Annotated in this window: 19 protein-coding genes; 13 read left to right on the forward strand and 6 right to left on the reverse strand. The window is 59.9% G+C overall.

Annotated features, from left to right (window positions below):
* Position 1: 1 nt before the first annotated feature.
* From FGF54_RS12900 to FGF54_RS12910, 3 genes are read left to right on the forward strand one after another with little or no spacing between them, the layout of a single operon-like run.
* On the forward strand, positions 2–532 hold the full coding sequence (locus FGF54_RS12900; RefSeq protein WP_003520303.1) for a TRAP transporter small permease: 531 nt from the start codon (positions 2–4) through the stop codon (positions 530–532).
* Between the two features lie 4 nt (positions 533–536).
* Entirely contained in the window at positions 537–1,814 is a 1,278-nt protein-coding gene (locus FGF54_RS12905) for a TRAP transporter large permease (RefSeq protein WP_035265222.1), read from the forward strand.
* A gap of 39 nt (positions 1,815–1,853) precedes the next feature.
* Positions 1,854–2,861 carry a TRAP transporter substrate-binding protein gene (locus FGF54_RS12910; RefSeq protein ID WP_080815532.1) on the forward strand — a complete coding sequence of 336 codons (1,008 nt, stop codon included), beginning with the start codon at positions 1,854–1,856 and terminating at the stop codon, positions 2,859–2,861.
* Between the two features lie 107 nt (positions 2,862–2,968).
* Here the strand turns inward: FGF54_RS12910 and acs are convergent, their stop codons facing one another.
* On the reverse strand, positions 2,969–4,921 hold the full coding sequence (gene acs / locus FGF54_RS12915) for an acetate--CoA ligase (protein ID WP_080852976.1): 1,953 nt from the start codon (positions 4,919–4,921) through the stop codon (positions 2,969–2,971).
* 231 nt (positions 4,922–5,152) lie between these two features.
* On the opposite strand from acs, the gene FGF54_RS12920 reads away from it, so the two are divergent.
* Complete coding sequence (locus tag FGF54_RS12920) at positions 5,153–5,854, forward strand: DUF1013 domain-containing protein (RefSeq protein WP_168208088.1); 702 nt, start codon at positions 5,153–5,155, stop codon at positions 5,852–5,854.
* A 59-nt stretch (positions 5,855–5,913) separates the two neighbouring features.
* Here the strand turns inward: FGF54_RS12920 and FGF54_RS12925 are convergent, their stop codons facing one another.
* The gene (locus tag FGF54_RS12925; protein WP_168208089.1) at positions 5,914–6,573 is read right to left on the reverse strand and encodes a YggS family pyridoxal phosphate-dependent enzyme; all 660 of its coding nucleotides are present in this window, start codon (positions 6,571–6,573) and stop codon (positions 5,914–5,916) included.
* A gap of 193 nt (positions 6,574–6,766) precedes the next feature.
* Between FGF54_RS12925 and leuS the strand changes: the two genes are divergently transcribed.
* Genes leuS through holA form a run of 3 tightly spaced genes read left to right on the forward strand, consistent with a single transcriptional unit; the run spans position 6,767 to position 10,984 of the window.
* Positions 6,767–9,397, forward strand: coding sequence for a leucine--tRNA ligase (leuS, locus tag FGF54_RS12930; protein WP_142779877.1), 2,631 nt, complete (start codon positions 6,767–6,769; stop codon positions 9,395–9,397).
* Entirely contained in the window at positions 9,390–9,935 is a 546-nt protein-coding gene (lptE, locus tag FGF54_RS12935; protein WP_161987770.1) for an LPS assembly lipoprotein LptE, read from the forward strand. The genes leuS and lptE overlap by 8 nt, the downstream gene beginning before the upstream one ends.
* Before the next feature lie 11 nt (positions 9,936–9,946).
* Entirely contained in the window at positions 9,947–10,984 is a 1,038-nt protein-coding gene (gene holA / locus FGF54_RS12940; protein ID WP_003520295.1) for a DNA polymerase III subunit delta, read from the forward strand.
* Positions 10,985–11,059: 75 nt separating this feature from the next.
* Here holA and fdxA read toward each other — a convergent pair whose 3' ends face one another.
* The 4 genes from fdxA to FGF54_RS12965 all read right to left on the reverse strand — a co-directional run bounded on the left by fdxA (position 11,060) and on the right by FGF54_RS12965 (position 16,722).
* Positions 11,060–11,398, reverse strand: coding sequence for a ferredoxin FdxA (fdxA, locus tag FGF54_RS12945; protein WP_003520294.1), 339 nt, complete (start codon positions 11,396–11,398; stop codon positions 11,060–11,062).
* Between the two features lie 158 nt (positions 11,399–11,556).
* Positions 11,557–11,973, reverse strand: coding sequence for an RNA-binding S4 domain-containing protein (locus FGF54_RS12950; RefSeq protein WP_142779878.1), 417 nt, complete (start codon positions 11,971–11,973; stop codon positions 11,557–11,559).
* 4 nt (positions 11,974–11,977) lie between these two features.
* Positions 11,978–15,049, reverse strand: a complete 3,072-nt coding sequence (locus FGF54_RS12955) for a helicase-related protein (protein ID WP_142779879.1) — start codon at positions 15,047–15,049, stop codon at positions 11,978–11,980.
* A 458-nt stretch (positions 15,050–15,507) separates the two neighbouring features.
* Entirely contained in the window at positions 15,508–16,722 is a 1,215-nt protein-coding gene (locus FGF54_RS12965; protein WP_246666947.1) for a ubiquinone biosynthesis hydroxylase, read from the reverse strand.
* Between the two features lie 86 nt (positions 16,723–16,808).
* On the opposite strand from FGF54_RS12965, the gene tesB reads away from it, so the two are divergent.
* The 6 genes from tesB to FGF54_RS12995 all read left to right on the forward strand — a co-directional run bounded on the left by tesB (position 16,809) and on the right by FGF54_RS12995 (position 24,255).
* The gene (gene tesB, locus FGF54_RS12970) at positions 16,809–17,693 is read left to right on the forward strand and encodes an acyl-CoA thioesterase II (protein WP_080852969.1); all 885 of its coding nucleotides are present in this window, start codon (positions 16,809–16,811) and stop codon (positions 17,691–17,693) included.
* 212 nt (positions 17,694–17,905) lie between these two features.
* Entirely contained in the window at positions 17,906–18,256 is a 351-nt protein-coding gene (locus tag FGF54_RS12975) for a P-II family nitrogen regulator (protein ID WP_004444057.1), read from the forward strand.
* Between the two features lie 29 nt (positions 18,257–18,285).
* Positions 18,286–19,632, forward strand: coding sequence for an ammonium transporter (locus FGF54_RS12980; RefSeq protein WP_142779880.1), 1,347 nt, complete (start codon positions 18,286–18,288; stop codon positions 19,630–19,632).
* A 214-nt stretch (positions 19,633–19,846) separates the two neighbouring features.
* Complete coding sequence (locus FGF54_RS12985) at positions 19,847–22,513, forward strand: DNA translocase FtsK (protein WP_168208090.1); 2,667 nt, start codon at positions 19,847–19,849, stop codon at positions 22,511–22,513.
* A gap of 50 nt (positions 22,514–22,563) precedes the next feature.
* Complete coding sequence (locus FGF54_RS12990) at positions 22,564–23,289, forward strand: outer membrane lipoprotein carrier protein LolA (protein ID WP_168208091.1); 726 nt, start codon at positions 22,564–22,566, stop codon at positions 23,287–23,289.
* Between the two features lie 162 nt (positions 23,290–23,451).
* Positions 23,452–24,255 (forward strand): exodeoxyribonuclease III, encoded by an 804-nt coding sequence (locus tag FGF54_RS12995; RefSeq protein ID WP_142779883.1) that lies wholly within the window; start codon positions 23,452–23,454, stop codon positions 24,253–24,255.
* Position 24,256: the final 1 nt, after the last annotated feature.

Consider the following 24,256-nt stretch of genomic DNA (forward strand, 5'->3'; position numbering starts at 1 on the left):
AATGCAAAAGACCATCAATCTCTTTTACCGGATTCTCGAAATCATTCTCGTCCTGCTGCTCGCCGGCATGTCGATCATGGTCTTCGTCAACGTCGTCATGCGTTATACGATGAATTCCGGCATCAACGTCTCGGAAGAACTGTCGCGTTATTTCTTCGTGTGGCTGACCTTCATCGGCGCCGTGTTGACCTTCCGTGAGAACAGCCACATGGGCATCGAAACGCTCGTGATGTTCCTGTCCCGCCGCGCCCGCATCGTCTGCATGATCGTGTCGAACATCATCATTCTGGCCTGTTCCGCCATCTTCTTCTGGGGCACCTGGAAGCAGTCCGGTATCAATGCCAGCATGCATGCGCCTGTCACCAAGCTTTCGATGATCTGGGTCTATGGCGTCGGCATGTTCACCGGCGGCCTGATGTTCATCATCGCACTGGAGCGCCTGTACCGTTACTTGACGGGCGGCGTCACAGAAGACGAAATCGCCCAGTTCGCGGGCGAGAATCTGACGATCGAACAGCTTTCGGAGCGCTGATACCATGACACTTCTCGTTTTTGTCGGCTCTCTGCTGGGAGCCATGGCGATTGGCGTTCCCGTCGCGTTCTCGCTGATGTTCTGCGGCGTCGTGCTCATGTGGTACATGGGCATGTTCAACACCGCGATCATCGCCCAGAACATGATTTCGGGCGCGGACACCTTCACGCTGCTCGCCATCCCCTTCTTCATTCTGGCTGGCGAACTGATGAATTCCGGCGGTCTGTCCCGCCGCATCATCGACTTTGCAATCGCACTCGTCGGTCATATCCGTGGCGGTCTCGGCATCGTGGCCATCGTTGCAGCCATCATCATGGCCAGCATTTCCGGTTCGGCCGCAGCCGATACCGCAGCCCTTGCCGCAATCCTCATCCCGATGATGGCGAAGGCCGGCTACAATATTCCGCGCTCCGGCGGCCTCATCGCCGCAGGCGGCATCATCGCCCCGGTCATCCCGCCATCCATGGCCTTCATCGTTTTCGGTGTTGCCGCCAACGTCTCGATCACCCAGCTTTTCCTTGCGGGTATCGTTCCCGGCATTCTGATGGGTGCATCGCTCATCATCGCCTGGCTGATCGTGGTCCGTAAGGATAACGTCAAGCCGCTGCCGAAGACCTCCGCCAAGGAACGTCTGACCGCCACTGCTCGCGCCGGCTGGGCGCTCGGCATGCCTGTCATCATTCTCGGCGGCATCAAGGCAGGCATCATGACGCCGACGGAAGCTGCCGTCGTTGCGGCCGTCTACGCGCTTTTCGTCGGTATGGTGATCTACCGCGAACTGAAACCGGCGGATCTGTTCCACGTGCTTCTGCGCGCCGCCAAGAGCACGTCCATCATCATGTTCCTGGTTTGCGCGGCACTTGTCTCCGCATGGCTCATCACGGCAGCGAACATTCCGAACGAAGTCGCAGGCTATATCGAGCCGCTGATCGACCGCCCGATGCTTCTGATGGCCGCGATGATGGTGCTGGTCTTCATTGTCGGAACCGCACTCGACCTGACGCCGACCATCCTGATCCTGACGCCTGTTCTGATGCCCATCGTCAAACAGGCGGGCATCGACCCGGTCTATTTCGGCGTTCTCTTCATCATCAACAACGCCATCGGCCTGATTACCCCTCCGGTTGGCGTGGTGCTGAACGTCGTCAGCGGCGTCGGCCGCATCCCGCTCGGCAAGGTCACGGTCGGCGTCTGGCCGTTCCTCGTTGCTGAAACCATCGTACTGGCGCTGCTGGTGATTTTCCCGGACATCGTCCTCGTACCGCTGCAGTATCTTCGTTAATTCAACCTGCTTCTCGCAAACAATCCAAGGGAGGATATTATGAGAAAGCTTCTTCTGACCACCACGGCCATCGCTTTCGCCGTTGGCGCCGCCGCTCCGGCAATGGCCGAATTCAACAGCCGCAATATCCGCGTTTCGAACGGCATCAACCAGGATCATCCGGTCGGCAACGGCATCAAGGCCATGCAGGCCTGCCTTGACGACAAGTCCGGCGGCAAGCTGAAGCTGACGGCATTCTGGGGCGGCGCTCTCGGCGGTGACCTTCAGGCGACGCAGGCCCTGCGCTCCGGCGTTCAGGAAGCGGTCGTGACGTCCTCGTCGCCGCTCGTCGGTCTCATCCCGTCGCTCGGCGTCTTCGACCTGCCGTTCCTCTTCGCCAACGCCAAGGAAGCCGATGCCGTCATGGACGGCGCCTTCGGCGACATGATGAACAAGAAGCTGGAAGAACAGGGCCTCGTAAACCTGGCCTACTGGGAAAACGGCTTCCGCAACCTGTCGAACTCCAAGCATGCCGTGAACAAGTGGGAAGATTTCTCGGGCCTCAAGGTCCGCGTGATGCAGAACAACATCTTCCTCGACACCTTCCAGAACCTCGGCGCCAACGCGACACCGATGGCTTTCGGCGAAGTCTTCTCGGCGCTTGAAACCAACGCGATCGACGCGCAGGAAAACCCCTATGTGACGATCGACACCTCCAAGTTCTACGAGGTGCAGAAGTACATCACCGAGACGAACCACGCCTACACGCCGTTCCTCTTCCTCTTCTCCAAGCCGATCTTCGACAGCTACACGCCCGAAGAACAGGCCGCCCTGCGTGAATGCGCAGTCGTCGGCCGCGACGAAGAGCGCAAGGTCATCCGCGAACTGAACCAGAAGTCGCTGGAAAAGATCAAGGCTGCCGGCCTCGAAGTGAACACGCTGTCTGCCGAAGAGCAGACCCGTATCCGCGAAAAGTCGATGGTCGTCTACGAAAAGCACAAGGCTGAAATCGGCGCCGACGTCGTCGACGCCGTTCTGGCGGACCTGAAGAAGATCCGCGGCCAGTAATCCTTACCGGATACAATTAAAAACACCCGGAGGTTCCGCCTCCGGGTGTTTTTGTTTGTGAAAATAGCCGACAGAAAAAAGGCTGCCGAAGCAGCCTTTCCAAAAGATCACGCCGTGCGGTTCTGCCGGTTGGCGATGAGGTCTTCGACCACCGCCGGATCGGCGAGCGTCGACGTATCCCCCAGCGCACCAAAGTCGTCCTCGGCGATCTTGCGCAGGATGCGCCGCATGATCTTGCCGGAGCGGGTCTTGGGCAGGCCCGGCGCGAACTGGATCTTGTCAGGTGTCGCAACCGGTCCGATCTCGTTGCGCACGTGCTTCACCAGCTCCTCGCGCAGCGCATAGTCGCCATTCTGGCCCGCCATCAGCGTGACATAACAATAAATGCCCTGTCCCTTGATGGCATGCGGGTAACCCACCACGGCCGCTTCCGAAACGAGGTGATGCGACACCAGCGCCGATTCCACCTCGGCCGTGCCAAGGCGGTGACCGGAAACGTTCAGCACGTCATCGACGCGGCCGGTGATCCAGTAATAGCCGTCCTCGTCACGCCGGCAACCGTCTCCGGTGAAGTACTTGCCCTTGTAGGTCGAGAAATACGTATCGACAAAGCGCTGATGATCGCCATAGACGGAGCGCGACTGGCCCGGCCAGCTATCGATGATGCAGAGATTGCCGTCGGCTGGTCCTTCCAGCACATTGCCCTCCGCATCGACGAGCTGCGGCTGCACGCCGAAGAACGGCCTTGTGGCCGAACCGGGTTTCAGATCGGTCGCGCCCGGCAGCGGCGAAATGAGAATGCCGCCGGTTTCCGTCTGCCACCAGGTGTCGACGATCGGGCTCTTGTCCTCGCCGACCACATGGTAATACCACTCCCAGGCTTCCGGATTGATCGGCTCACCGACCGTCCCGAGAAGCCGCAGGCTCTCGCGCGAGGAGCGCTGGACGAACTGGTCGCCCGCCCCCATCAGCGATCTGAGCGCCGTCGGCGCGGTGTAGAAGATATTGACCTTGTGCTTGTCGATGACTTCCCAGAAGCGGCCCTGATCCGGGAAATTGGGAACACCTTCGAACATCAGCGTCGTCGCGCAGTTCGCAAGCGGCCCGTAGACGATATAGGAATGGCCGGTGACCCAGCCGACATCGGCCGTACACCAGAAAACCTCACCGTCCTTGTAGTCGAAGACATATTCATGCGTCATCGACGTATAAACGAGATAGCCGCCCGTTGTGTGCAGCACGCCCTTCGGCTTGCCGGTGGAGCCTGACGTGTAAAGAATGAAAAGCGGATCTTCCGCCCGCATCTTCACCGGCGGGCAATCCGGCTTCACGGTGGCGATTTCCTGATGGTACCAGATATCGCGGCCGGGCGCCCAGCCAGTCTTGCCGCCGGTGCGGCGCACCACCAGAACCTTGTTGACGATGACATATTGTTTGGCGGCGATATCGATCGCCTTGTCGGTATTTTCCTTGAGCGGGATCGGCTTGCCGCCGCGCACGCCCTCATCGCAGGTGATGACGAAGGTGGACTGGCAATCGACGATGCGGCCCGCCAGCGCTTCCGGCGAGAACCCGCCAAACACGACGGAATGGATGGCGCCGATGCGGGCGCAGGCGAGCATCGCGTAAGCCGCCTCGGGTATCATCGGCATATAGATGGTGACGCGGTCGCCCTTCTTGACACCGTGCTTCTTCAGCACATTCGCCAGACGGCAGACATAGTCATAGAGCTGGTTATAGGTGATCTTCTTGTCGATATAGGGATTGTCGCCTTCCCAGATGATCGCCGTGCGCTCGCCATGAGTCTTCAGGTGCCGGTCGATACAGTTATAGGAAACGTTCGTCAGGCCGTCCTCGAACCACTTGATCGGCACCCTGCCCTTGAAGGACGTGTTCTTGACCTTGGTATAGGGCTTGAACCAGTCGATCCGCCGGCCGTGCTTGTCCCAGAACTTTTCCGGATCCTCGACGCTCTCCTGATACCATTTCTGGTAACGCTCATTATCGATGAGCGTGCGGGCCTTCGCCGATTTGAGAACCGGGTAGATTTTGGCAGACATGAACTCCTCCTGGAACCGATATGGCTTTTAACGTGGCCCGAGACTCCCACCTCAGGCATGTGTTGAATTCATAGCAGTTCAAATCCGCACGGCAATTAGACAAAGGTCATTTGTTTCGCAAAGAATTGCAATTCTGATGCAATGCGGCTATAGAACCCCCATATCCCGGAAATTAGTGGTTGATACCCACGGCCCGCGACACCGGCGCGGACGGACAGAAGGACTGTATCTATGGCTCAACAATTGCTCATGCCAAAGGCTACGGCTGTATGGCTGGTTGACAACACCGCGCTGTCGTTCGATCAGATCGCCACGTTCTGCAAACTGCATCCGCTCGAAGTCAAGGCGATTGCCGACGGTGAAGCCGCACAGGGCATCAAGGGTCTCGATCCGATTGCAACCGGACAGCTCTCCCGCGACGAGATCGCTCGCGCCGAAGCCAATCCCAACCACAAGCTCAAGCTTTCCGAACCGAAGGTCCGCGTGCCGGAATCCAAGCGCCGCGGCCCCCGCTACACCCCGGTTTCCAAGCGCCAGGACCGTCCGAACGCCATTCTCTGGCTCGTTCGCAACCACCCGGAACTGAAGGATGCGCAGATCTCGCGTCTCGTCGGCACCACGAAGTCGACGATCGAGCAGATTCGCGACCGTACCCACTGGAACTCGGCCAACCTGACGCCGATGGACCCGGTGACGCTCGGCCTCTGCAGCCAGATCGATCTTGACCTCGAAGTCGAACGCGCCTCGCGCGGCCGTCCGCTTCCGACCGCGGAAGAACTCGACAATACGCTGCAGCCGGCAACGGCGACGGAAGGTCTGGACTACAGCTTCCAGCGCGAGGAAGACGAGCAGATCGACGCCGATGCGGTCTTCAGGAAGCTCAGCTCGCTGAAGTCTACGCAGAAGGACGAAGACGAGGACGATCACTACTGATCGAACGTCTTTTAGAGTTTGAAAACCCGGCCTCAGCGCCGGGTTTTTTATTTGCAGCCTTATCGCGTACCGAAGATCGCCGAGCCTACACGGACACTCGTCGCACCGAATTCCACGGCAGTTTCGAAATCGCCCGACATGCCCATGGAAAGCTTCTCAAGCCCACATTGTTTGGCAAGCTTCGCCAGAAGCGCAAAATGCGGACCCGGATTTTCATCCGCCGGCGGAATGCACATCAGTCCTTCGACCTGCAATTTCAGCTCATCCCGGCAAAAAGCGACGAATGCAACTGTCTCACGCGGATCGATGCCCGCCTTTTGCGGCTCAAGCCCTGTATTGACCTGCACATAAAAACGAAGGCTGCGGCCCTGTTTGCCGCATTCCTCGGCAAGCGCGCGGGCGATCTTTTCGCGGTCGACGCTCTGCACCACATCAAACAGTGCCACAGCATCCGCCGCCTTGTTGGACTGTAGCGGGCCAATCAGATGCAACTCGATATCAGGCGTCTTCTCTTTAAGGCCTGGCCACTTGCCCTGCGCCTCCTGCACGCGGTTCTCGCCGAACACGCGCTGGCCCGCATCTATGACCGGCTGGATCGCCTCCGCCTCGAAGGTCTTCGAGACCGCGACGAGGGGAACATCCGCCGCCTTGCGTCCGGATTTTTCCGCAACATCGGCAATGCGCTGCCTGACATCCTCAAGACGTGCTTCGATTTCCATCACAAGACCTTCATTTGAACCATTCGCAACGCTAACTAGACGCCGATTGCCTTGATGCCAAGCGGGTTTAGCACCATTTGAGGCACGCTGGCCAAGATTGAACGCCCGAATGCCCCGCCAAACTTGACGCCCCGGTCGTTTCATGGTGAAGGTCAGCGCAAATTTTTCCCCTCGATACCCGGAATTCTAAACAATGGCCATCGAACGTTACAATCCTCGCGACGCCGAGCCGCGCTGGCAGCAGAAATGGAACGAAGACAAGGTTTTCGTCACCGACAACAGCGATCCGCGCGAGAAATATTACGTTCTGGAGATGTTTCCCTATCCGTCGGGACGCATCCACATGGGCCATGTCCGCAACTATGCCATGGGTGACGTGGTCGCCCGCTACAAGCGCGCCCGCGGTTTCAACGTCCTGCACCCGATGGGCTGGGACGCCTTCGGCATGCCTGCCGAAAACGCCGCCATGCAGAACAAGGTTCACCCGAAGGACTGGACCTACCAGAACATCGCCACCATGCGCGGCCAGCTGAAGTCCATGGGCCTGTCGCTGGACTGGACCCGCGAATTCGCGACCTGCGACGTGGAATATTACCACCGCCAGCAGGCGCTGTTCGTCGATTTCATGGAAAAGGGTCTGGTCTACCGCAAGCAGTCCAAAGTGAACTGGGACCCGGTCGACCACACGGTTCTCGCCAATGAGCAGGTGATCGACGGCCGCGGCTGGCGCTCCGGCGCGCTGGTCGAACAGCGCGAGCTGACGCAATGGTTCTTCCGCATCACCGATTTCAGCCAGGACCTGCTGGACGAGCTGGATACGCTCGACCAATGGCCGGAAAAAGTGCGCCTGATGCAGAAGAACTGGATCGGTCGCTCCGAAGGCCTGTCGCTGCGCTGGCAGACCGTCGCCGACACGGCGCCGGAAGGTTTCTCCGACATCACCGTCTATACGACACGCCCGGACACCCTGTTCGGCGCCTCCTTCCTGGCAATCGCCGCCGACCACCCGCTGGCGAGAGAACTGTCCGCGAACAACCCGGCGATTGCCGAGTTCTGCGACGAATGCCGCCGCCATGGCACCTCGCTCGCAGCACTCGAAACGGCTGAAAAGAAGGGTATCGATACCGGCGTCAAGGTCGTGCACCCACTGGACCCCAGCTGGGAGTTGCCGGTCTATGTCGCCAATTTCGTGCTGATGGACTATGGCACCGGCGCGATCTTCGGCTGCCCGTCGGGTGACCAGCGCGATCTGGATTTCGCCCGCAAATACGGCCTGCCGGTTGTGGCCGTCGTCGCACCCGAAGGCCCGGATGCCGCAAACTTCACCATCGAAGATACCGCCTTCACCGATGACGGCGTGATGATCAATTCCGGCTTCCTGAACGGTATGAAGACGGCTGACGCCTTTGAGGCGATGGCGCAGAAGCTTTCTGCGCAGACGCTGGGCAACACGCCGCAGGCCGAGCGCAAGGTCAATTTCCGCCTGCGCGACTGGGGCATTTCCCGCCAGCGTTATTGGGGTTGCCCAATCCCGGTCATCCATTGCGAAGTCTGCGGCGTCGTACCGGTTCCGAAAAAGGACCTGCCGGTCAAGCTGCCCGACGACGTGACGTTCGATGTGCCCGGCAACCCGCTGGACCGGCACCCCACCTGGCGCCATGTCTCCTGCCCGCAATGCGGCCATGACGCGCGTCGCGAAACCGACACGATGGATACCTTCGTCGATTCCAGCTGGTACTACACGCGCTTCACCGCGCCGTGGGAAGACGCACCAACCGATCCGAAGGTCGCCAACCACTGGCTGCCGGTCGATCAGTATATCGGCGGCATCGAGCACGCGATCCTGCATCTGCTCTATTCGCGCTTCTTCACCCGCGCCATGCGCGAAACCGGCCATGTCGGCGTCAAGGAACCCTTCAAGGGCCTGTTCACGCAGGGCATGGTGGTGCACGAGACCTATAGCCGCGGCGAAGGCACCGCACGCGAATGGGTGCCGCCGGCCGAACTCAGGATCGAGGAAAACGACGGCACGCGCCGCGCATTCCTGCTCTCTTCCGGCGAAGAGGTGAAGATCGGCTCCATCGAGAAGATGTCGAAGTCGAAGAAGAACGTGGTTGACCCGGATGACATCATCGCATCCTACGGCGCCGATACCGCACGCTTCTTCGTGCTGTCGGACTCTCCGCCCGATCGTGACGTCATCTGGTCCGAAGCCGGGGTGGAAGGCGCAAACCGATTCGTCCAGCGCGTCTGGCGCATCATCGGCGAAGCGGCGGAAGAACTGAGAACCGTCCAGCCGAAGCCTGCGACCGAAGGCGAAGGGCTGGCGGCCTCCAAGGCGGCCCACAAGACGCTGAAGGCTGTTCAGGAAGACCTGGACAAGCTCGCCTTCAACAAGGCCATCGCCCGCATCTACGAACTGGTCAATGCGCTGGCCGGTCCGCTTGCCGATGTTGCTTCTGGCGGCAAGCCTGAGGACGTCAAGGCGGCCGCGCGCGACGCCGTCGAAATCCTCATCCGCATCATTGCCCCTATGACGCCACATCTGGCGGAAGAATGCTGGTCCGCACTGGGCAATGAGGGCCTTGTGGCCCAGACGCCATGGCCAAGCTTCGTCGCTTCGCTGGTCGAGGAAAACGATGTGGTCATGCCCGTGCAGGTCAACGGCAAGAAGCGTGGCGAATTGACAATCGCGCGCGATGCAGATCAAGATGCGGTCCGAACGGCCGCCCTTGCGCTGGATGCCGTCAAATCCATTCTTGCCGGTGGCGAGCCCAAGAAAGTCATCGTGGTTCCGCAGAGGATTGTGAACATTGTTGTCTGACGTTTTTTCAAGATGGGGCCGCGTCGCGGCAGCGATTTCCGTCGTGACGATGGCTGGTCTTCTGGCAGGCTGCCAGGTGCGCCCGCTCTATGGCGAGGCTTCCGGAACCAAGGAGAGGCTGGCGGCCGTCAGCGTCTCCGAGACCGGCGGCAGAGTCGGGCAGGAAGTCCGCAACCAGTTGATCTTTCTGATGTCCGGCGGCGCTGGCGAACCCGCTACGGCGCAATATAACGTCAAGGTTTCCGTAAGCTCGAGCGCCACGTCAACGGAAGTGCAGAATTACGACCTGACGACCCGCGCGAACAACAATTACGATGGCCCCTACCCCGGTCGTGTCGTGATGAGCGGTCAATACGTGCTGACACGCGTTTCCGACGGTCAAATCCTGCGCTCTGCACGGCGTAGTGTGACGGCGCAGGTGGACCTGCCGCAGCAGGAATTTGCCAAGATCAGGGCAACCCGCGACGCCGAGAACCGTGCGGCCCGGGAACTGGCTGAAATCATCCGCACCGATATCGCCGCCACGCTCGGCCGCTGAGAGCGGCGGCCGTGACGGAGATAAAATCCCATGAATTTGAGCGCTTCGCCGAAAATCCGGCGGAGCGCTTTCGCGTTTTCGTCCTTTACGGCCCGGATCGCGGTCTCGTGTCGGAACGCGCAGGCGTCATCGCCAAAAAGACCGGTATCGATCCCGATGACGCTTTCGCATCGCTGAAACTGACCGCATCCGATCTGCAGGGCGACCCCGGCCGTCTGCTCGACGAGGTGAATGCCATCGGCCTTTTCGGCGGCGAAAAACTCGTCTGGGTCAAAGGTGCTGCGGCCGAAAAGGCGCTGGTGGATGCGCTGCAGATTCTTGCCGAGACCCCGCCGGAAGCGAGCTTCCTCATCATCGAAGCAGGCGACATCAAGAAGGGTACGGGACTGCGCAAGATCGCAGAACCGGCGCGCTCCATCGCTGCGATTCCCTGTTATGCCGACGATGCGCGCTCATTGAACGCATTGATCGATCAGGAACTCTCCGCCGATAATCTGCGCATTGCGCCAGCCGCAAGACAGAGGCTAATCGAATCCCTGGGTGGTGACCGCATCGCCTCGCGCAACGAAATCCGCAAGCTGGCGCTCTATTGCCGCGGAGCCGACGTGGTCGAGGAAGACGATGTGCTGGCGATCATCGGTGATGCCAGCACGGTTTCCGCAGACGATGCCGTCGACGCCATTCTGAAAGGCGACAGAAACGCCTTTTTCCACGCGACGCAGAAGATCGTCTCTTCGAAGACCCCGATCTTCCTTGTGCTCCAGGGGTGCCTCAAGCAATTCCAGTTGCTCGACCAGATGCGGGCCGAAATGGATGAGAAAAAACTGCAGGCCGGTCAGGTCATGCAGACACTTGGACGCCACATCCATTTCCGCAGAAAACCCATCATCGAAAGAGCGCTGCGAACCTGGCAGCCAGCGGCGATCGCCCGCGAGATGAACCGTCTGCAGGCCGCTATCCTGCAAAGCCGTCAGCGGCAAAGCCTGGAGGAAAGCGTGGCCCTTCTGACATTGCTGTCGACCACGCTGCAATCCGGCCGCGGCGGATGAGGCCCAGCAAAAAGCCCTCGCGCTGCTGCTGCGAGGGCTTTTTAAATCATGGTTTCGCGGTCAGGCCGTAAAAACTCAGTCGCCCTGTCCGGGCTCGGCGGAGAAATAAAGCTCGAGCTTGCCTTCGACACCGTCCATTTCCTTGGCTTCCGGCATCGGGTCGCGCTTGATCGTGATATTAGGCCAGATTGCCGCATATTCGGCATTGAGCTTCAGCCATTTGTCGAGACCCGGCTCCGTATCGGGCTTGATGGCTTCGGCGGGACATTCCGGTTCGCAAACACCGCAATCGATACATTCATCGGGATTGATCGCGAGGAAATTTTCACCCTCGTAAAAGCAGTCGACGGGGCAGACCTCAACGCAATCGGTATATTTGCAGCGGATGCAATTGTCGGTCACGACATATGTCATGATGAACTCCAGAATATGCAGGCCGGGTCTGTGGGCTTCGGAACACAAGCCGTCGCCCGGAATTCAGACAGGGCAATTTCGCAAGTGACGTAATGCCTTTGCTTACAGATAGCAAGGATAAACAATTCTGAAAAAGGGGTGCGACCCGGAGGTTTATTCTAATCTTTGCTTCCGTCGCTGTCAGACAGAAATCTGTCGAGCGCCCTGCGCTCTTTTTTGGTGGGACGCCCGCTGCCCGGCTGGCGCAACGCCTGCTCGAGAGGTGTCAGCCTGTCGGAAGGTTCCCGTGGCGGCGTCTCGTCTTCATAGAGAAGTCTGGCTTCGTCATAGGGTCCACGCCGTGTTCCGCCGGACTTGACGACAAGCACCTTGTCCATCCGCTCGAAGTCGATCTCCAGCCTGTCGCCCGCCTTCACCACATGGCTGGACTGGCGAATGGCAATGCCGTTGACCTTGACGTGGCCCGACTGAATGTAGCTCTGGGCAAGCGAACGGGATTTGGCCATGCGGGCAAAGAACAGCCACTTGTCCAGACGCTGACGCGTGCTTTCCAGTGACTGTTCGCTGTTTCCCATAGGCTTACTTCTTCAGCTGCTCCTTGAGAGCAGCGAGCTTTGCGAAGGGCGAATCCGGATCGAGCGGCTTTTCCTTGCGCGGCGGCTTGGCTTCGAAGCGCTGCTGACCCTGCGGCTTTCCGCCACGGTCATTGCGTTCCGGCCGGTCCTTGCGCTCCCCGCGATCATGACGATCATTGTTGCGGTTGTTGCCACGGTCCGGACGGCCGCCATCGCGCTTGCGCTCGCCGTCGCCACTGCGATTGGCACTTGCACCGTCACGATTGTCGCGACGGCCTTCACCGCGACGCTCGCCCTGTTCTCGTGCTCCTTCACCACGGCCCTGACCGCGATTGCCGGGACGACGGTTTTCGCCACGCTGATTTTCGTTGCGACCACCCGGACGCCACAGAAGAACGGGCTTGGGCTCGGCGGCCTCAGCGCTTTCCGGCGCAGCCTCGGCTGCGACAGCCTCTTCGCTGGCAGCTTCCGCAACCGGCGCCTCGACAGCTTCGCCTTCTGCAACAGCTGCCGTCTCGGACACCTGTTCTTCGGAAGCCGGCTCGTGTTCCTCGGTCTCGACGTTTTCCTCTTCAGCCGTCGCCGCTTCCGCGGCAGCCGGAGCAGAGGCGCCGGCGTGGCTGGCGAGGAAGGCCTGCGCCTCTTCCTCCGTCACCTGATCGGCGCGGTAGCCGAGGCCCTTCAGAATTTCTTCCATGTCGTCAAGCGTCGCGCCGAGAATGGAAAGCATGGCGGTGGTCGTCGTAAAACGGCGACCATCATAGGCGCCTTCCGGGCGCGGCTGCTGACCGGGTTTCCACTGCAGCAGCGGGCGGATGAGATCGGCCAGACGCTCGAGAATGTCGATACGCACGGCGCGCTTTCCGAGGAAGCGGAAACCGGCGAGCTTGTAGAACATACGCTCGAAGCTGGCATCGGTGACGACCGAGGTACGGCCTGCGGCCAGCACCGGAATGAGATCGCCGTAACCCGGCTTGCCGAGACCGTCATTCTTCAAAGCCCAGAGCAGCGTCACAAGCTCCGCCGGGGCGGGCTTGAGAAGCGCAGGCAGGAAAACGTGATAGGCGCCGAAACGCACGCCGTAACGGCGCATGGAGGCGCGCGCATCCTGATCCAGAGACTTCACGTCTTCGGCAACGTCGCGGCGGAACAGCACGCCAAGATTTTCCACGAGCTGGAACGCCAGACCCTTCGCCAGACCCTGAAGGTCTTCGGCGCGGGAAATATCGTCCAGCGGCTTCAGCACGGTCGCAATCTGATGATTGACGAAACGCTCGACGCGCGCAAGCGCGTGATCACGGGCATTGCCGTTCAGCTGCTCGTCGGCAAGCAGGATCACCCGCGGCTTCATGATGTTGTCGCCGGCCGAAAGGCGGGCAACCGGTTCGCCCAACCAGCGAACCAGACCATCGGAGCTCAAAGCGAGATCGCCATTTCCACTGGCATGCAGACGCGCGGCACGCGCCTCGAATTCGAGCGCAAGCGCCTTCTGCGCCGCAGCCTGCACGGCCTTCTGATCCGGCCCTTCCATTCCCGGCACCGGCGTGAACCGGAACCCGGCCAACTGGCCGACGTGATGACCTTCTACGAAGACATCACCATTTACACTGATTTCAGCTTCAAGCATCGCATTCTCTCTCAGGCGCCTCATGAGCACAGATGTCCTGCGATCAACAAAGCGTTTCGTCAACCTTTCATGTAGCGCATCGGACAATCGATCCTCGATTTCCCGAGTCTTTTCTTGCCAGTGTGTCGGATCGGCAAGCCATCCTGGGCGGTTCGATACATAAGTCCATGTTCTGATCTGCGCAATCCTCGCAGACAAGGTATCGATCTCTCCATCCGTGCGATCGGCGCGACGCACCTGCTCGGCCATGAAATCCTCGTTCACCGCCCCGCGTTTGACGAGGTCGAAATAGAGCGTGGAGATCAGATCCGCATGCTGGGCAGGAGCAATACGGCGATAGTCTGGAAGCGCGCACGCCTCCCATAGTTTTTCCACCCGCGAATCGGTCGTCGTCACATCGATGATCTCGGGATAACGCGACAGATATTCCAGCGCCTGCTGGTCGATTGCCGGCAGGGCGCGCGAAAGTCCCTGGATCGCCGGCGCGGCATCGAGGCTCAGGCGCAGATTGGCGATGGAGGAAAAATCGAAATTTTTCGTCCGCCACTGCAGAACCTTCACCGCATCGAACTGATGGGTTTCGATCCGCTCCACCAGCTCGTCATCGAACGGATCGACACGCCCCGTCACGCCGAATGTGCCATCGCGAAGATGGCGGCCGGCGCGGCCGGCGATCTGGCCGATCTCGCCGGGATTGAGATTGCGGAACTGATAGCCGTCGAATTTGCGGTCCTGCGCGAAGGCAACATGGTCGACATCGAGGTTGAGACCCATGCCGATGGCGTCAGTCGCGACAAGATATTCGACATCGCCGGACTGGTAGAGCCCCACCTGCGCATTGCGTGTGCGCGGCGAAAGCGCGCCCAGCACCACGGCAGCACCACCGCGCTGACGGCGCACCAGCTCGGCGATGGCATAGACCTCATCGGCGGAAAAGGCGACGATCGCCGTGCGTTGCGGCAGGCGGGTTATCTTCTTTTGACCCGCATAAAAGAGCTGCGACAGGCGCGGGCGTTCCACAACGGTAATTCCCGGCAGCAGCTTTTCGAGGATAGGGCGCATCGTGCCGGCGCCAAGCAGCAGCGTTTCCTCCCGCCCGCGCAGATGCAGCACCCGGTCGGTGAAGATGTGCCCGCGTTCGAGATCGCCCGCCAGCTGCACCTCGTCGATCGCGACGAAGGCGGCCGTCGTCTCGCGCGGCATGGCTTCCACCGTGCAGACGGAATATTTGGCTTTGGGCGGTGCGATTTTTTCTTCGCCGGTAATCAGCGCCACATTCGGTGCACCCACCTTCTCAACGAGACGGGTATAGACCTCCCGCGCCAGAAGACGCAGCGGCAGGCCAATGACACCGTTGCCATGCGCGACCATCCGCTCAATCGCGTAATGGGTCTTGCCGGTATTGGTGGGGCCGAGAACGGCCGTGACACCGCGGCCGCTCAGGATCATGGGGCGAAAATTCAACGTACTATCCGCGAATCGACTTCATCTGCTTGCTGTGCCGCCCGGCATCACCGATACGGGCCGCACGCACCACACATGGCAACGCCCGCAGACAAAGGCAATAGGCCTCACCCGCAAAGTGGCGCAGGGCGACCCGTCGACGGAATTTTCCGTTCAGATTCAACCAGTTGAACAAACAAAAAGAATCCGGCGAAAATGAAATCGATTCGGCTGCGGAACAGTCTGCGAACGAATCGAATACGAATCGCTGACTCGATGGGATTCAGCTTTTGTTCTCCGCAATATCTGGTTGGCCAGGGCGCAGACCATACCAGATTATGAATCCGGATAAGTCCTTGGCCGGATTCGGCTTTACGGCAAAGCCTCCGGGCAGAAAATCCCGGAATCGGCTGTCAAGCGGCAATCCCGGAAAAGCCGATCCGAAACATGCACGAAGGGTCGGGTCAGAGCGCCTCGCCGGCAAGCAGACGCGGCGCATTCGCATCCGTCGTGCCGGCGGCCTGACCGATGAAATAGGATTTGAGACCCGGCAAACGATCCACCACGCCGAGACCGAAATCACGCATGATGCGGATGGGGCCAATATCGTTGGAGAAAAGCCGGTTCAGCACATCCGTCGTCACACCCATCCGCAACGTGTCGAAACGCCGCCAGGACTGGTAACGCTCCAGAACGTTGAGTGAGCCGATATCGAGGCCGAGACGGTCGGCCTCGACCACGGTTTCGGCGAGAGCCGCCACGTCCTTGAAGCCAAGATTAAGGCCCTGCCCGGAAATCGGGTGAATGCCGTGGGCCGCATCACCCGCAAGCGCGAAACGCGGTGCAACGAAAGAGCGCGCCAGCGTCAGACCCAATGGGAAGGCGCGGCGGGGACCGACCGGGCGAAGAGGACCGAGCTTGTGACCGAACCGGCGCTCCAGTTCTTCCTCGAACACCAGATCGTCGGAAGCTACCAGCCTGTCGGCATCGGCCGTGCGTTCGGTCCAGACGAGCGAAGAGCGATTTCCCTTCAGCGGCAGGATGGCGAAGGGCCCCGATGGCAGGAAATGCTCCTCGGCGCAGCCCTCATGCGGACGCTCATGCTCAACGGTCGTCACGATACCGGACTGATCGTAAGCCCAGTGCACGGTCTTGATACCGGCCATGTCCCTGAGCGCGGAGCGAACACCGTCACAGGCAATCAGCAATCGCGCTTCGAGCGTCGACCCGTCGGAAAGGCGAATGGCCGTCGACTGCGGACCCGCGGTAAAATCGGAAACACTGAGACCGTGACGGATTTTTATGCCAAGACGCTCGCACAGGCCTCGCAATGCGCCCACCAGAGCGACGTTCGGAACCATATGGGCAAACGGCCTGCCCTCTTCCACGGCGCCGTCGAACGTCAGGAACACGGGACGCACCGGATCGGCGGTCTTCGAATCGGTGACGATCATCTTGTGTATCGGCTGAGCTTCCGGCTCGATCTCGTTCCATATACCGAAAACATCGAGCATCCGGGTGGCTGCCGCAATAATGGCGGACGCGCGAACGTCCTTCGCCCAGACATCCTCGGGAGAGGCCTCAACCACCTGCACATCAAGATGCGGGGCCGCCTGCTTGATTGCGACAGCAACGGAAAGACCGACATATCCGCCGCCTGCCACCACTACGTCCAGCATCGCGCTTCTCCTCAAATCTTGTGCACACATCATCGGCGCACTATAGACCATGTGACGTCTTCCTACAGCCGGAGCAGGCCGAAAAAATGTCGCATCCCTCGCAAACGTCAGACCCGATGGCCAATCTCATCGCCACACTCGATCTTGAGAAGCTGGAAGAGAACCTGTTCCGGGGCGAAAGCCCGCAGATCGGCTGGCAGCGGGTTTTCGGCGGCCAGGTCATCGCGCAGGCCCTGATCGCCGCGCAGAGGACCGTGGATAACGACCGTTTCGTGCATTCGCTGCATGCCTATTTCATGCGCCCCGGCGATCCGCTGGTGCCTATCGTCTACCAGGTGGAACGCATCCGCGACGGCGCGAGCTTCTGCACACGCCGCGTGGTCGCCATCCAGCATGGCAAGGCCATTTTTTCCATGTCGGCCTCGTTTCAGATTTTCGAGGATGGTTTCGACCATCAGATCAAAATGCCTGACGTGACGCCGCCTGAAAAACTGATGAGCGAGGAGCAGATGCAGGCAGCCTTTCTTGCCAAGGCGCCCGCCTCTATCCGTAAATACTGGAGCAACAAGCGGCCGATAGAGATACGGCCGGTATCGCTGACCCACTATATCTCCAAGGAAAAACTCGAACCGCAGCAGGATATCTGGGTCCGCGCTGTCGGCGATGTGCCCGATGATCCGCGCCTGCAATCGGCGATTCTCGCCTATCTGTCGGATATGACCCTGCTCGACACCTCGCTCTACGCCCATGGCACGACCATCTTCGATCCGTCCATTCAGGTGGCGAGTCTCGACCACGCCATGTGGTTCCACCGCCCCTGCCGGCTGGACGACTGGCTGCTCTACACACAGGACAGCCCCAGCGCTTCCGGCGCACGCGGTTTGACCCGTGGCAATATTTTCACCAGACAGGGTGAACTGGTCGCCTCCGTGGCGCAGGAGGGTTTGATCCGCAAAAGGGCAAATGATTAAATAATGTGCTTTTTTTGAAAATCGCACATTTAATAGACGCAAATTTTGGCGACAAATGCCCCTTTTTCAGACGCCCTTCATATAAGTTTTATATTTCAATACGTTAGATACACACTCAAAACTGGCACGCCCTTTGAATGTATGTCCGCAGTCGCTGTTACTGATCTGCCAGCGGCAGGAGAGTCGGCTCCGTGCCGAGGACAAAACAAAGGATGGGAAACCAGATGAAAATTGTGATGGCCATTATCAAGCCGTTCAAGCTGGATGAAGTGCGCGAAGCGCTCACCGGCGTCGGCATCCAGGGCCTGACCGTGACCGAGGTAAAGGGTTACGGACGCCAGAAGGGGCATACCGAGATTTATCGCGGCACGGAATATGCGGTGAGCTTCCTTCCCAAGCTGAAGATCGAGATCGCAGTTCCATCCGACGTCGTCGACAAGGCTGTCGAAGCGATCGCGTCTGCGGCAAAGACCGGGCAGATCGGTGACGGCAAGATCTTCGTCTACTCTATCGAACAGGCCGTGCGCATCCGTACCGGCGAAACCAACACAGAAGCGCTTTGAAGCACGGCTGACAGGGGAGTTTTCTAGCTATGCAACTCAACAAGTTTTCAACGCTCGGCAAGCTGGGCGCCGCAGCGGCGGCCCTGATGGCTCCGGCCATCGCCTTTGCCCAGGATGCCGCGCCGGCAGCAGCCGCAGCGCCCGTTCCGGAAAAAGCCGACACCGCATTCATGTATGTCGCGACGATCCTCGTCCTTTTCATGATCATTCCGGGCCTGGCCCTGTTTTACGGCGGTCTCGTCCGCACCAAGAACATGCTCTCCGTTCTCATGCAGTGCACGGTCGTCGGCGCAGTCATGATGCTCGTCTGGGTAATCTACGGTTACTCCTTCGCCTTTGGCGGCGGCACCGGCCCTTATTTCGGCGGTTTCGGCAAGCTGTTTCTGTCGGGCGTTTCGCTTGACAGCACCTCGGCAACCTTCTCTGAGGGCGTCGTGATCTACGAATACACCTTCATCGCCTTCCAGATGACCTTCGCGGCCATTACGCCGGCGCTGATCATCGGCGCCTTCGCAGAACGCGTCAAATTCTCCGCCGTCATCCTCTTCACCATCCTTTGGGCGACCTTCGTCTATTTCCCGGTCGCTCACATGGTCTGGGATGCAAACGGCCTGATTTTCGGCATGGGCGCTCTCGACTTCGCCGGCGGCACCGTTGTTCACATCAATGCCGGTATCGCAGGCCTGATCGGCGCGATCATGGTCGGCAAGCGTACAGGCTTCGGCAAGGACATGATGGCCCCCCACTCGATGACGCTGACCCTCGTCGGTGCAGCCATGCTGTGGTTCGGCTGGTTCGGCTTCAACGCCGGCTCCAACCTCGAAGCATCGGGCGGTGCGGTTCTTGCAACCATGAACACCTTCCTCGCAACCGCAGCCGCCATCGTTTCCTGGTCGCTGGTTGAAAGCTTCACCCGCGGCAAGGCCTCCATGCTGGGCGCCGCTTCGGGCATGATCGCCGGTCTCGTCGCCGTCACCCCCGCCGCCGGCTCCGTCGGCCCTATGGGCGCCATCGTTCTCGGCCTCATCGTCTCGCCGATCTGCTACTTCTTCGTCTCCGTGGTGAAGAACAAGTTCGGTTATGACGACACTGCCGACGTCTTCGGCGTCCACGGCATTGGCGGCATCATCGGCGCTCTCGGCACCGGCATCTTCACCTCGCCGCTGCTTGGCGGCACGGGCAAGGAAGACTTCTCCATTGCCTCGCAGCTCTGGACGCAGTTCGTCGCCGTCGCCATCACCATCGTCTGGTGCGCCATCGTCTCCGCGATCCTCTACAAGATCGTCGACGTGATCATCGGTCTGCGGGTTCCGGTCGAAGCCGAACGCGAAGGTCTCGACCTCGCAACCCACGGCGAAGCCGCCTACCATTCCTGATATCCGGGAAAAGGGGTTCTCCATCCCCTCTCCCAAAAGAAGGCCCGCTCCGGCGGGCCTTTTTCTTTGCCGTAAATCCGAAGCGCTTCAAAAAACCGCATGGTTAACACGACATTAACCAGCAAGCGGTTAGTTTTCCCTGTCAATCCGGGATCAGGTCTCCTGCCGGATCTTGCCGAAACCATAAAACGACGGGTTCAGGGACATGGGCAGAATGCATTCTCCGACATTCGATGGTCGTCACACGCGCTTCGTGTTGACGGCGTTTTTCGTGCGTCAGATCATGGCTCTCGCCGGTTTCGCTCTGCTGGCCACGATTGCACTGGGCATCGCCGCGCTCGCGACATGGAATGTCGCGGATCCGAGCCTTTCCTACGCGACAGGAAACCAGCCCACCAATCTTCTGGGTTACGGCGGTGCGATTTTCGCAGATATCGTGATGCAGTTCCTCGGGCTTTCCGCAATCATCTCGCTCCTGCCCGTCATCGCGTGGGCGATCGCGCTGATCGCCGGCCGCAAATTCCACCGCATACCCGTTCGCCTCGTGGCCTGGGTCGCAGGCGCCATCGTCTGCGCCGCCTCGCTCGGCTGTTTTCCGGCCCCCGTGACATGGCCGCTGCCGAACGGCATTGGCGGCGTCATCGGTGACATGATCCTGCGTTTTCCCGCCCTTTTTATCGGCGCTTACCCCACCGGCACGATTGCCACGGTACTGGGTGTCATATTTGCGGCGCCTGCCGCGTGGCTGATGCTGTTTGCCGCCGGTGTCGTTGGCGGTCTGGATGATGAGCTGGAACGCGAAGAAGCCGCTCCCGTCGCCACCAGCAAGGCCCGCGCCGCCCGTGAGGCCGAAGAGGATGACGAAGACGACGGCGAGGGTTTCTTCGCCAATATGCTCGCCTTCGGCGCACTGGCGCATTACTGGTACATCACCCAGGCGCGCCTGCGCCGCCTGTTCGGCCTGAAGTCGAAATCCCTGCACGATGAATTCGAACACCCTTACGACTTCAACGAATATGAATTCGGCACGCTGAACGAACCGTCGCGCCTCAAGACCGCGATCAACCGCCTCGACCAGCGCGCAGAGCCGTCTTTCGAAGAACGCGCCGCATCGCGTCGCCAGATGTCACCTCCCTCCATCGCGCTCGATCATGACGAGGACATGGATGACGAACAACCCTTCGACGCGGATGGACGCCGGCTGCCGAACGGCATTCTCTCCGACGACGAGTCCGACCAGAAATTCACCGCCCGGCAGGCGCCGGGACGCGGGCAGCCCAGAATAACCGCCCCTTCCGCACGCCCGAAGCCCAGCGAACGCGTGGCAAGGGAAGCGCAGGCCTCTTTCATCGCCGCAGACGGTTTCCAGCTGCCCACGGTCCATCTTCTGGCGGAGCCGAAGAATGTCGTTCGCGACAATATGCTGAGCGAGGAAGTGCTGGAACAGAACGCCCGCCTTCTGGAAGGCGTTCTCGAGGATTTCGGCGTCAAGGGCGAAATCATTCATGTCCGCCCCGGCCCGGTCGTCACGCTCTACGAACTGGAGCCCGCGCCCGGCATCAAATCCTCGCGCGTCATCGGCCTTGCCGATGACATCGCCCGCTCCATGAGCGCGATCGCCGCCCGCGTCGCCGTCGTTCCCGGCCGCAATGCCATCGGCATCGAACTGCCGAATCAAACGCGCGAAACCGTGTTCCTGCGGGAATTGATCGGCAGCCGCGATTTCGAAAACAGCAAGGCCAAACTCGCCATGGCGCTCGGCAAGACCATCGGCGGCGAACCTGTCATCGCCGATCTTGCCAAGATGCCGCATCTTCTCGTTGCCGGCACCACGGGTTCGGGCAAGTCGGTTGCCATCAACACCATGATCCTGTCGCTGCTTTACCGCATGTCGCCGGAACAGTGCCGCCTGATCATGATCGACCCGAAAATGCTCGAACTGTCGATCTATGACGGCATTCCGCATCTGCTCTCTCCCGTCGTTACCGATCCGAAAAAGGCCGTCGTGGCGCTGAAATGGACGGTGCGCGAGATGGAAGAGCGCTACAAGAAGATGTCGAAGATCGGCGTGCGCAATATCGACGGTTTCAACAGTCGCGTGCAGCAGGCGCTGGACAAGGGCGAGATACTCACCCGCACGGTGCAGACCGGCTTCGACCGCCAGACCGGCGAGGCAATCTACGAGACGGAAGAATTCGATCTGAAGCCCCTGCCCTATATCGTCGTCATCATCGACGAGATGGCCGACCTGATGATGGTCGCCGGCAAGGACATCGAAGGCGCGGTGCAGCGCCTGGCGCAGATGGCGCGCGCCGCCGGCATCCATGTCATCATGGCGACCCAGCGCCCCTCCGTCGACGTCATCACCGGCACGATCAAGGCAAACTTCCCGACCCGCATCTCCTTCCAGGTGACGTCGAAGATCGACAGCCGCACCATCCTTGGAGAGCAGGGCGCCGAGCAGCTGCTCGGCATGGGCGACATGCTCTATATGGCAGGCGGCGGACGCATCCAGCGCGTGCACGGTCCTTTCGTCTCCGACAACGAGGTGGAAGAGATCGTCGCCTATCTGAAGACACAGGGCGCACCGGAATATCTGGAAGCGATTACCGAGGAAGACGACGAGGAAGGCAATGGCGGCGGCCCGGCCGGCGCCGGCAGTTTCTCCGATTCCGAGGACCCTTACGATCAGGCCGTGGCCGTCGTGCTTCGCGATGGCAAAGCCTCCACCTCCTATGTGCAGCGGCGTCTCGGCATCGGCTATAACCGTGCCGCCTCGCTGATCGAGCGCATGGAGCAGGAGGGCATTATCGGCCCCGCCAACCACGCCGGAAAACGCGAAATACTCGTACCGACGGAAGCAGACATCATCGAGCGGTAACGTCCGCAACCAAGCGGGGCGAAGAAGCGTTATTCCACGCTTTCAACGTCATGAAGCCGCCGCCTTTTATGCGGACAATCGCTGCGATGAAGGAGAATAGAATGAACGACCTCACCACCGGCGAAACGGCCAACGCAAACGCACCGCAAAACGGCGTGACGCGTCGTGGCGTGCTGATGGCATTTTCCATGACCGCAATCATGGCCGGCCTGTCGCCGCTTGACGCCTTTGCCCAGGCGGCCAGCAATACGGCGACCGCGCAGAAAATCGCCAATCACTTCTCGTCGGTCAAAACCATGATGGGGGAATTCGTTCAGTTCGGCCCGCGCGGGGAACAGACCGGCGGCAAATTCTACATCGAACGCCCCGGCAAACTCCGCTTCAATTATGAAGACCCCTCGCCCATGCGGGTCATCGCCGACGGCAAGAACGTCGTCATCGGCAATATGAAGCTCAAGACATGGGATCTTTATCCGCTCTCCAAGACGCCGCTCAGCCTGCTTCTGTCCGACAAGATCGATCTCGGCAACCAGAAGGTTCGCAACGTCAAGGAAGAATCGGACCTGACCACCATCGTGCTGGGCGACAAGAGCGTCTTCGGCGATTCCACCATTACCCTGATGTTCGATCCGAAGACCTTCGATCTGCGGCAATGGACCACGACCGACGCCCAGAACAAGGACACGACCGTCATGATCTTCAACGTCCAGACCGGCGTGAACCTCGATGAGCGCGTCTTCAACATCAATTACGAGGAAGTTCGCAAAGGCGGCTGAGGCTTTAAGCCCCAAAAGAGCTCTTCAAAAGGCGACCCTGCGGTCGCCTTTTTCATTTTACCGCTAAAATACATTCCCGTTTTCGTCGCGATGTTATAAGCCTGCGCCCCGGAAACATGTCACGGGCCAAGCGGTTCGCGGCAGTAAAAGCGGAGCACATGCATGTCGTTTTCGATAACCACCTGGAACATCAACTCGGTCAGGCTCAGAATGCCGATCGTTGAGCAGTTTCTGGTACGTTACAAACCCGACATTCTCTGCCTGCAGGAAACGAAATGCCCGAATGGCGAGTTTCCGATGAAGCCGCTGAAGGCGCTCGGTTATGAGCATGTCATCATCCATGGCCAGAAGGGCTATCACGGCGTCGCCATCGCCTCGAAGCTTCCACTGACCGAAGATCATCGACAGGACTATTGCGGTATCGGCGACGCACGCCACATTTCCGCGATTTTTGAGGTCGGATCGCGCCGCGTGCGGCTGCATAATTTTTATGTGCCGGCAGGCGGTGACGAGCCGGATCGCTCGATCAATCCGAAATTCGGCCACAAGCTGGATTTCATCGAGGAAATGAAGGCGCTGCGCGCCGATGGTGTGCCTGGCACCTCGTCCATTCTCGTCGGCGATCTCAACATCGCACCGCTCGAAAATGACGTCTGGTCGCACAAGCAGCTTCTGAAGATCGTCAGCCATACGCCTGTCGAAACCGAAGGCATGCTTGACATCATGAAGAAGGGCAACTGGCTCGATCTGATGCGCCTGAACGTGCCGGAGACGGAAAAGATCTATACCTGGTGGAGCTACCGCGCCAAGGACTGGGAAGCGGCTGATCGCGGCCGCCGCCTTGACCATATCTGGTCTTCGCAGGATCTCGGTTCCTCACTCGAAAAAATCGACATATTGCGCGAGGCCCGCGGCTGGAACCGGCCATCCGACCATGTTCCCGTCACCGCCCATTTCCGGTTCTGAA

The organism is Agrobacterium sp. T29, from assembly GCF_006970545.1.
GTDB classification, from domain to species: Bacteria; Pseudomonadota; Alphaproteobacteria; order Rhizobiales; family Rhizobiaceae; genus Agrobacterium; species Agrobacterium leguminum.

Coding starts and splice junctions, on each gene's coding strand:
- FGF54_RS12900 (WP_003520303.1), top strand. CDS start 2: ATGCAAAAGACCATCAATCTCTTTTACCGGATTCTCGAAATCATTCTC.
- FGF54_RS12905 (WP_035265222.1), top strand. CDS start 537: ATGACACTTCTCGTTTTTGTCGGCTCTCTGCTGGGAGCCATGGCGATT.
- FGF54_RS12910 (WP_080815532.1), top strand. CDS start 1,854: ATGAGAAAGCTTCTTCTGACCACCACGGCCATCGCTTTCGCCGTTGGC.
- acs (WP_080852976.1), bottom strand. CDS start 4,921: ATGTCTGCCAAAATCTACCCGGTTCTCAAATCGGCGAAGGCCCGCACG.
- FGF54_RS12920 (WP_168208088.1), top strand. CDS start 5,153: ATGGCTCAACAATTGCTCATGCCAAAGGCTACGGCTGTATGGCTGGTT.
- FGF54_RS12925 (WP_168208089.1), bottom strand. CDS start 6,573: ATGGAAATCGAAGCACGTCTTGAGGATGTCAGGCAGCGCATTGCCGAT.
- leuS (WP_142779877.1), top strand. CDS start 6,767: ATGGCCATCGAACGTTACAATCCTCGCGACGCCGAGCCGCGCTGGCAG.
- fdxA (WP_003520294.1), bottom strand. CDS start 11,398: ATGACATATGTCGTGACCGACAATTGCATCCGCTGCAAATATACCGAT.
- FGF54_RS12950 (WP_142779878.1), bottom strand. CDS start 11,973: ATGGGAAACAGCGAACAGTCACTGGAAAGCACGCGTCAGCGTCTGGAC.
- FGF54_RS12955 (WP_142779879.1), bottom strand. CDS start 15,049: ATGATCCTGAGCGGCCGCGGTGTCACGGCCGTTCTCGGCCCCACCAAT.
- FGF54_RS12965 (WP_246666947.1), bottom strand. CDS start 16,722: ATGCTGGACGTAGTGGTGGCAGGCGGCGGATATGTCGGTCTTTCCGTT.
- tesB (WP_080852969.1), top strand. CDS start 16,809: ATGTCGCATCCCTCGCAAACGTCAGACCCGATGGCCAATCTCATCGCC.
- FGF54_RS12975 (WP_004444057.1), top strand. CDS start 17,906: ATGGGAAACCAGATGAAAATTGTGATGGCCATTATCAAGCCGTTCAAG.
- FGF54_RS12980 (WP_142779880.1), top strand. CDS start 18,286: ATGCAACTCAACAAGTTTTCAACGCTCGGCAAGCTGGGCGCCGCAGCG.
- FGF54_RS12985 (WP_168208090.1), top strand. CDS start 19,847: ATGCATTCTCCGACATTCGATGGTCGTCACACGCGCTTCGTGTTGACG.
- FGF54_RS12990 (WP_168208091.1), top strand. CDS start 22,564: ATGAAGCCGCCGCCTTTTATGCGGACAATCGCTGCGATGAAGGAGAAT.
- FGF54_RS12995 (WP_142779883.1), top strand. CDS start 23,452: ATGTCGTTTTCGATAACCACCTGGAACATCAACTCGGTCAGGCTCAGA.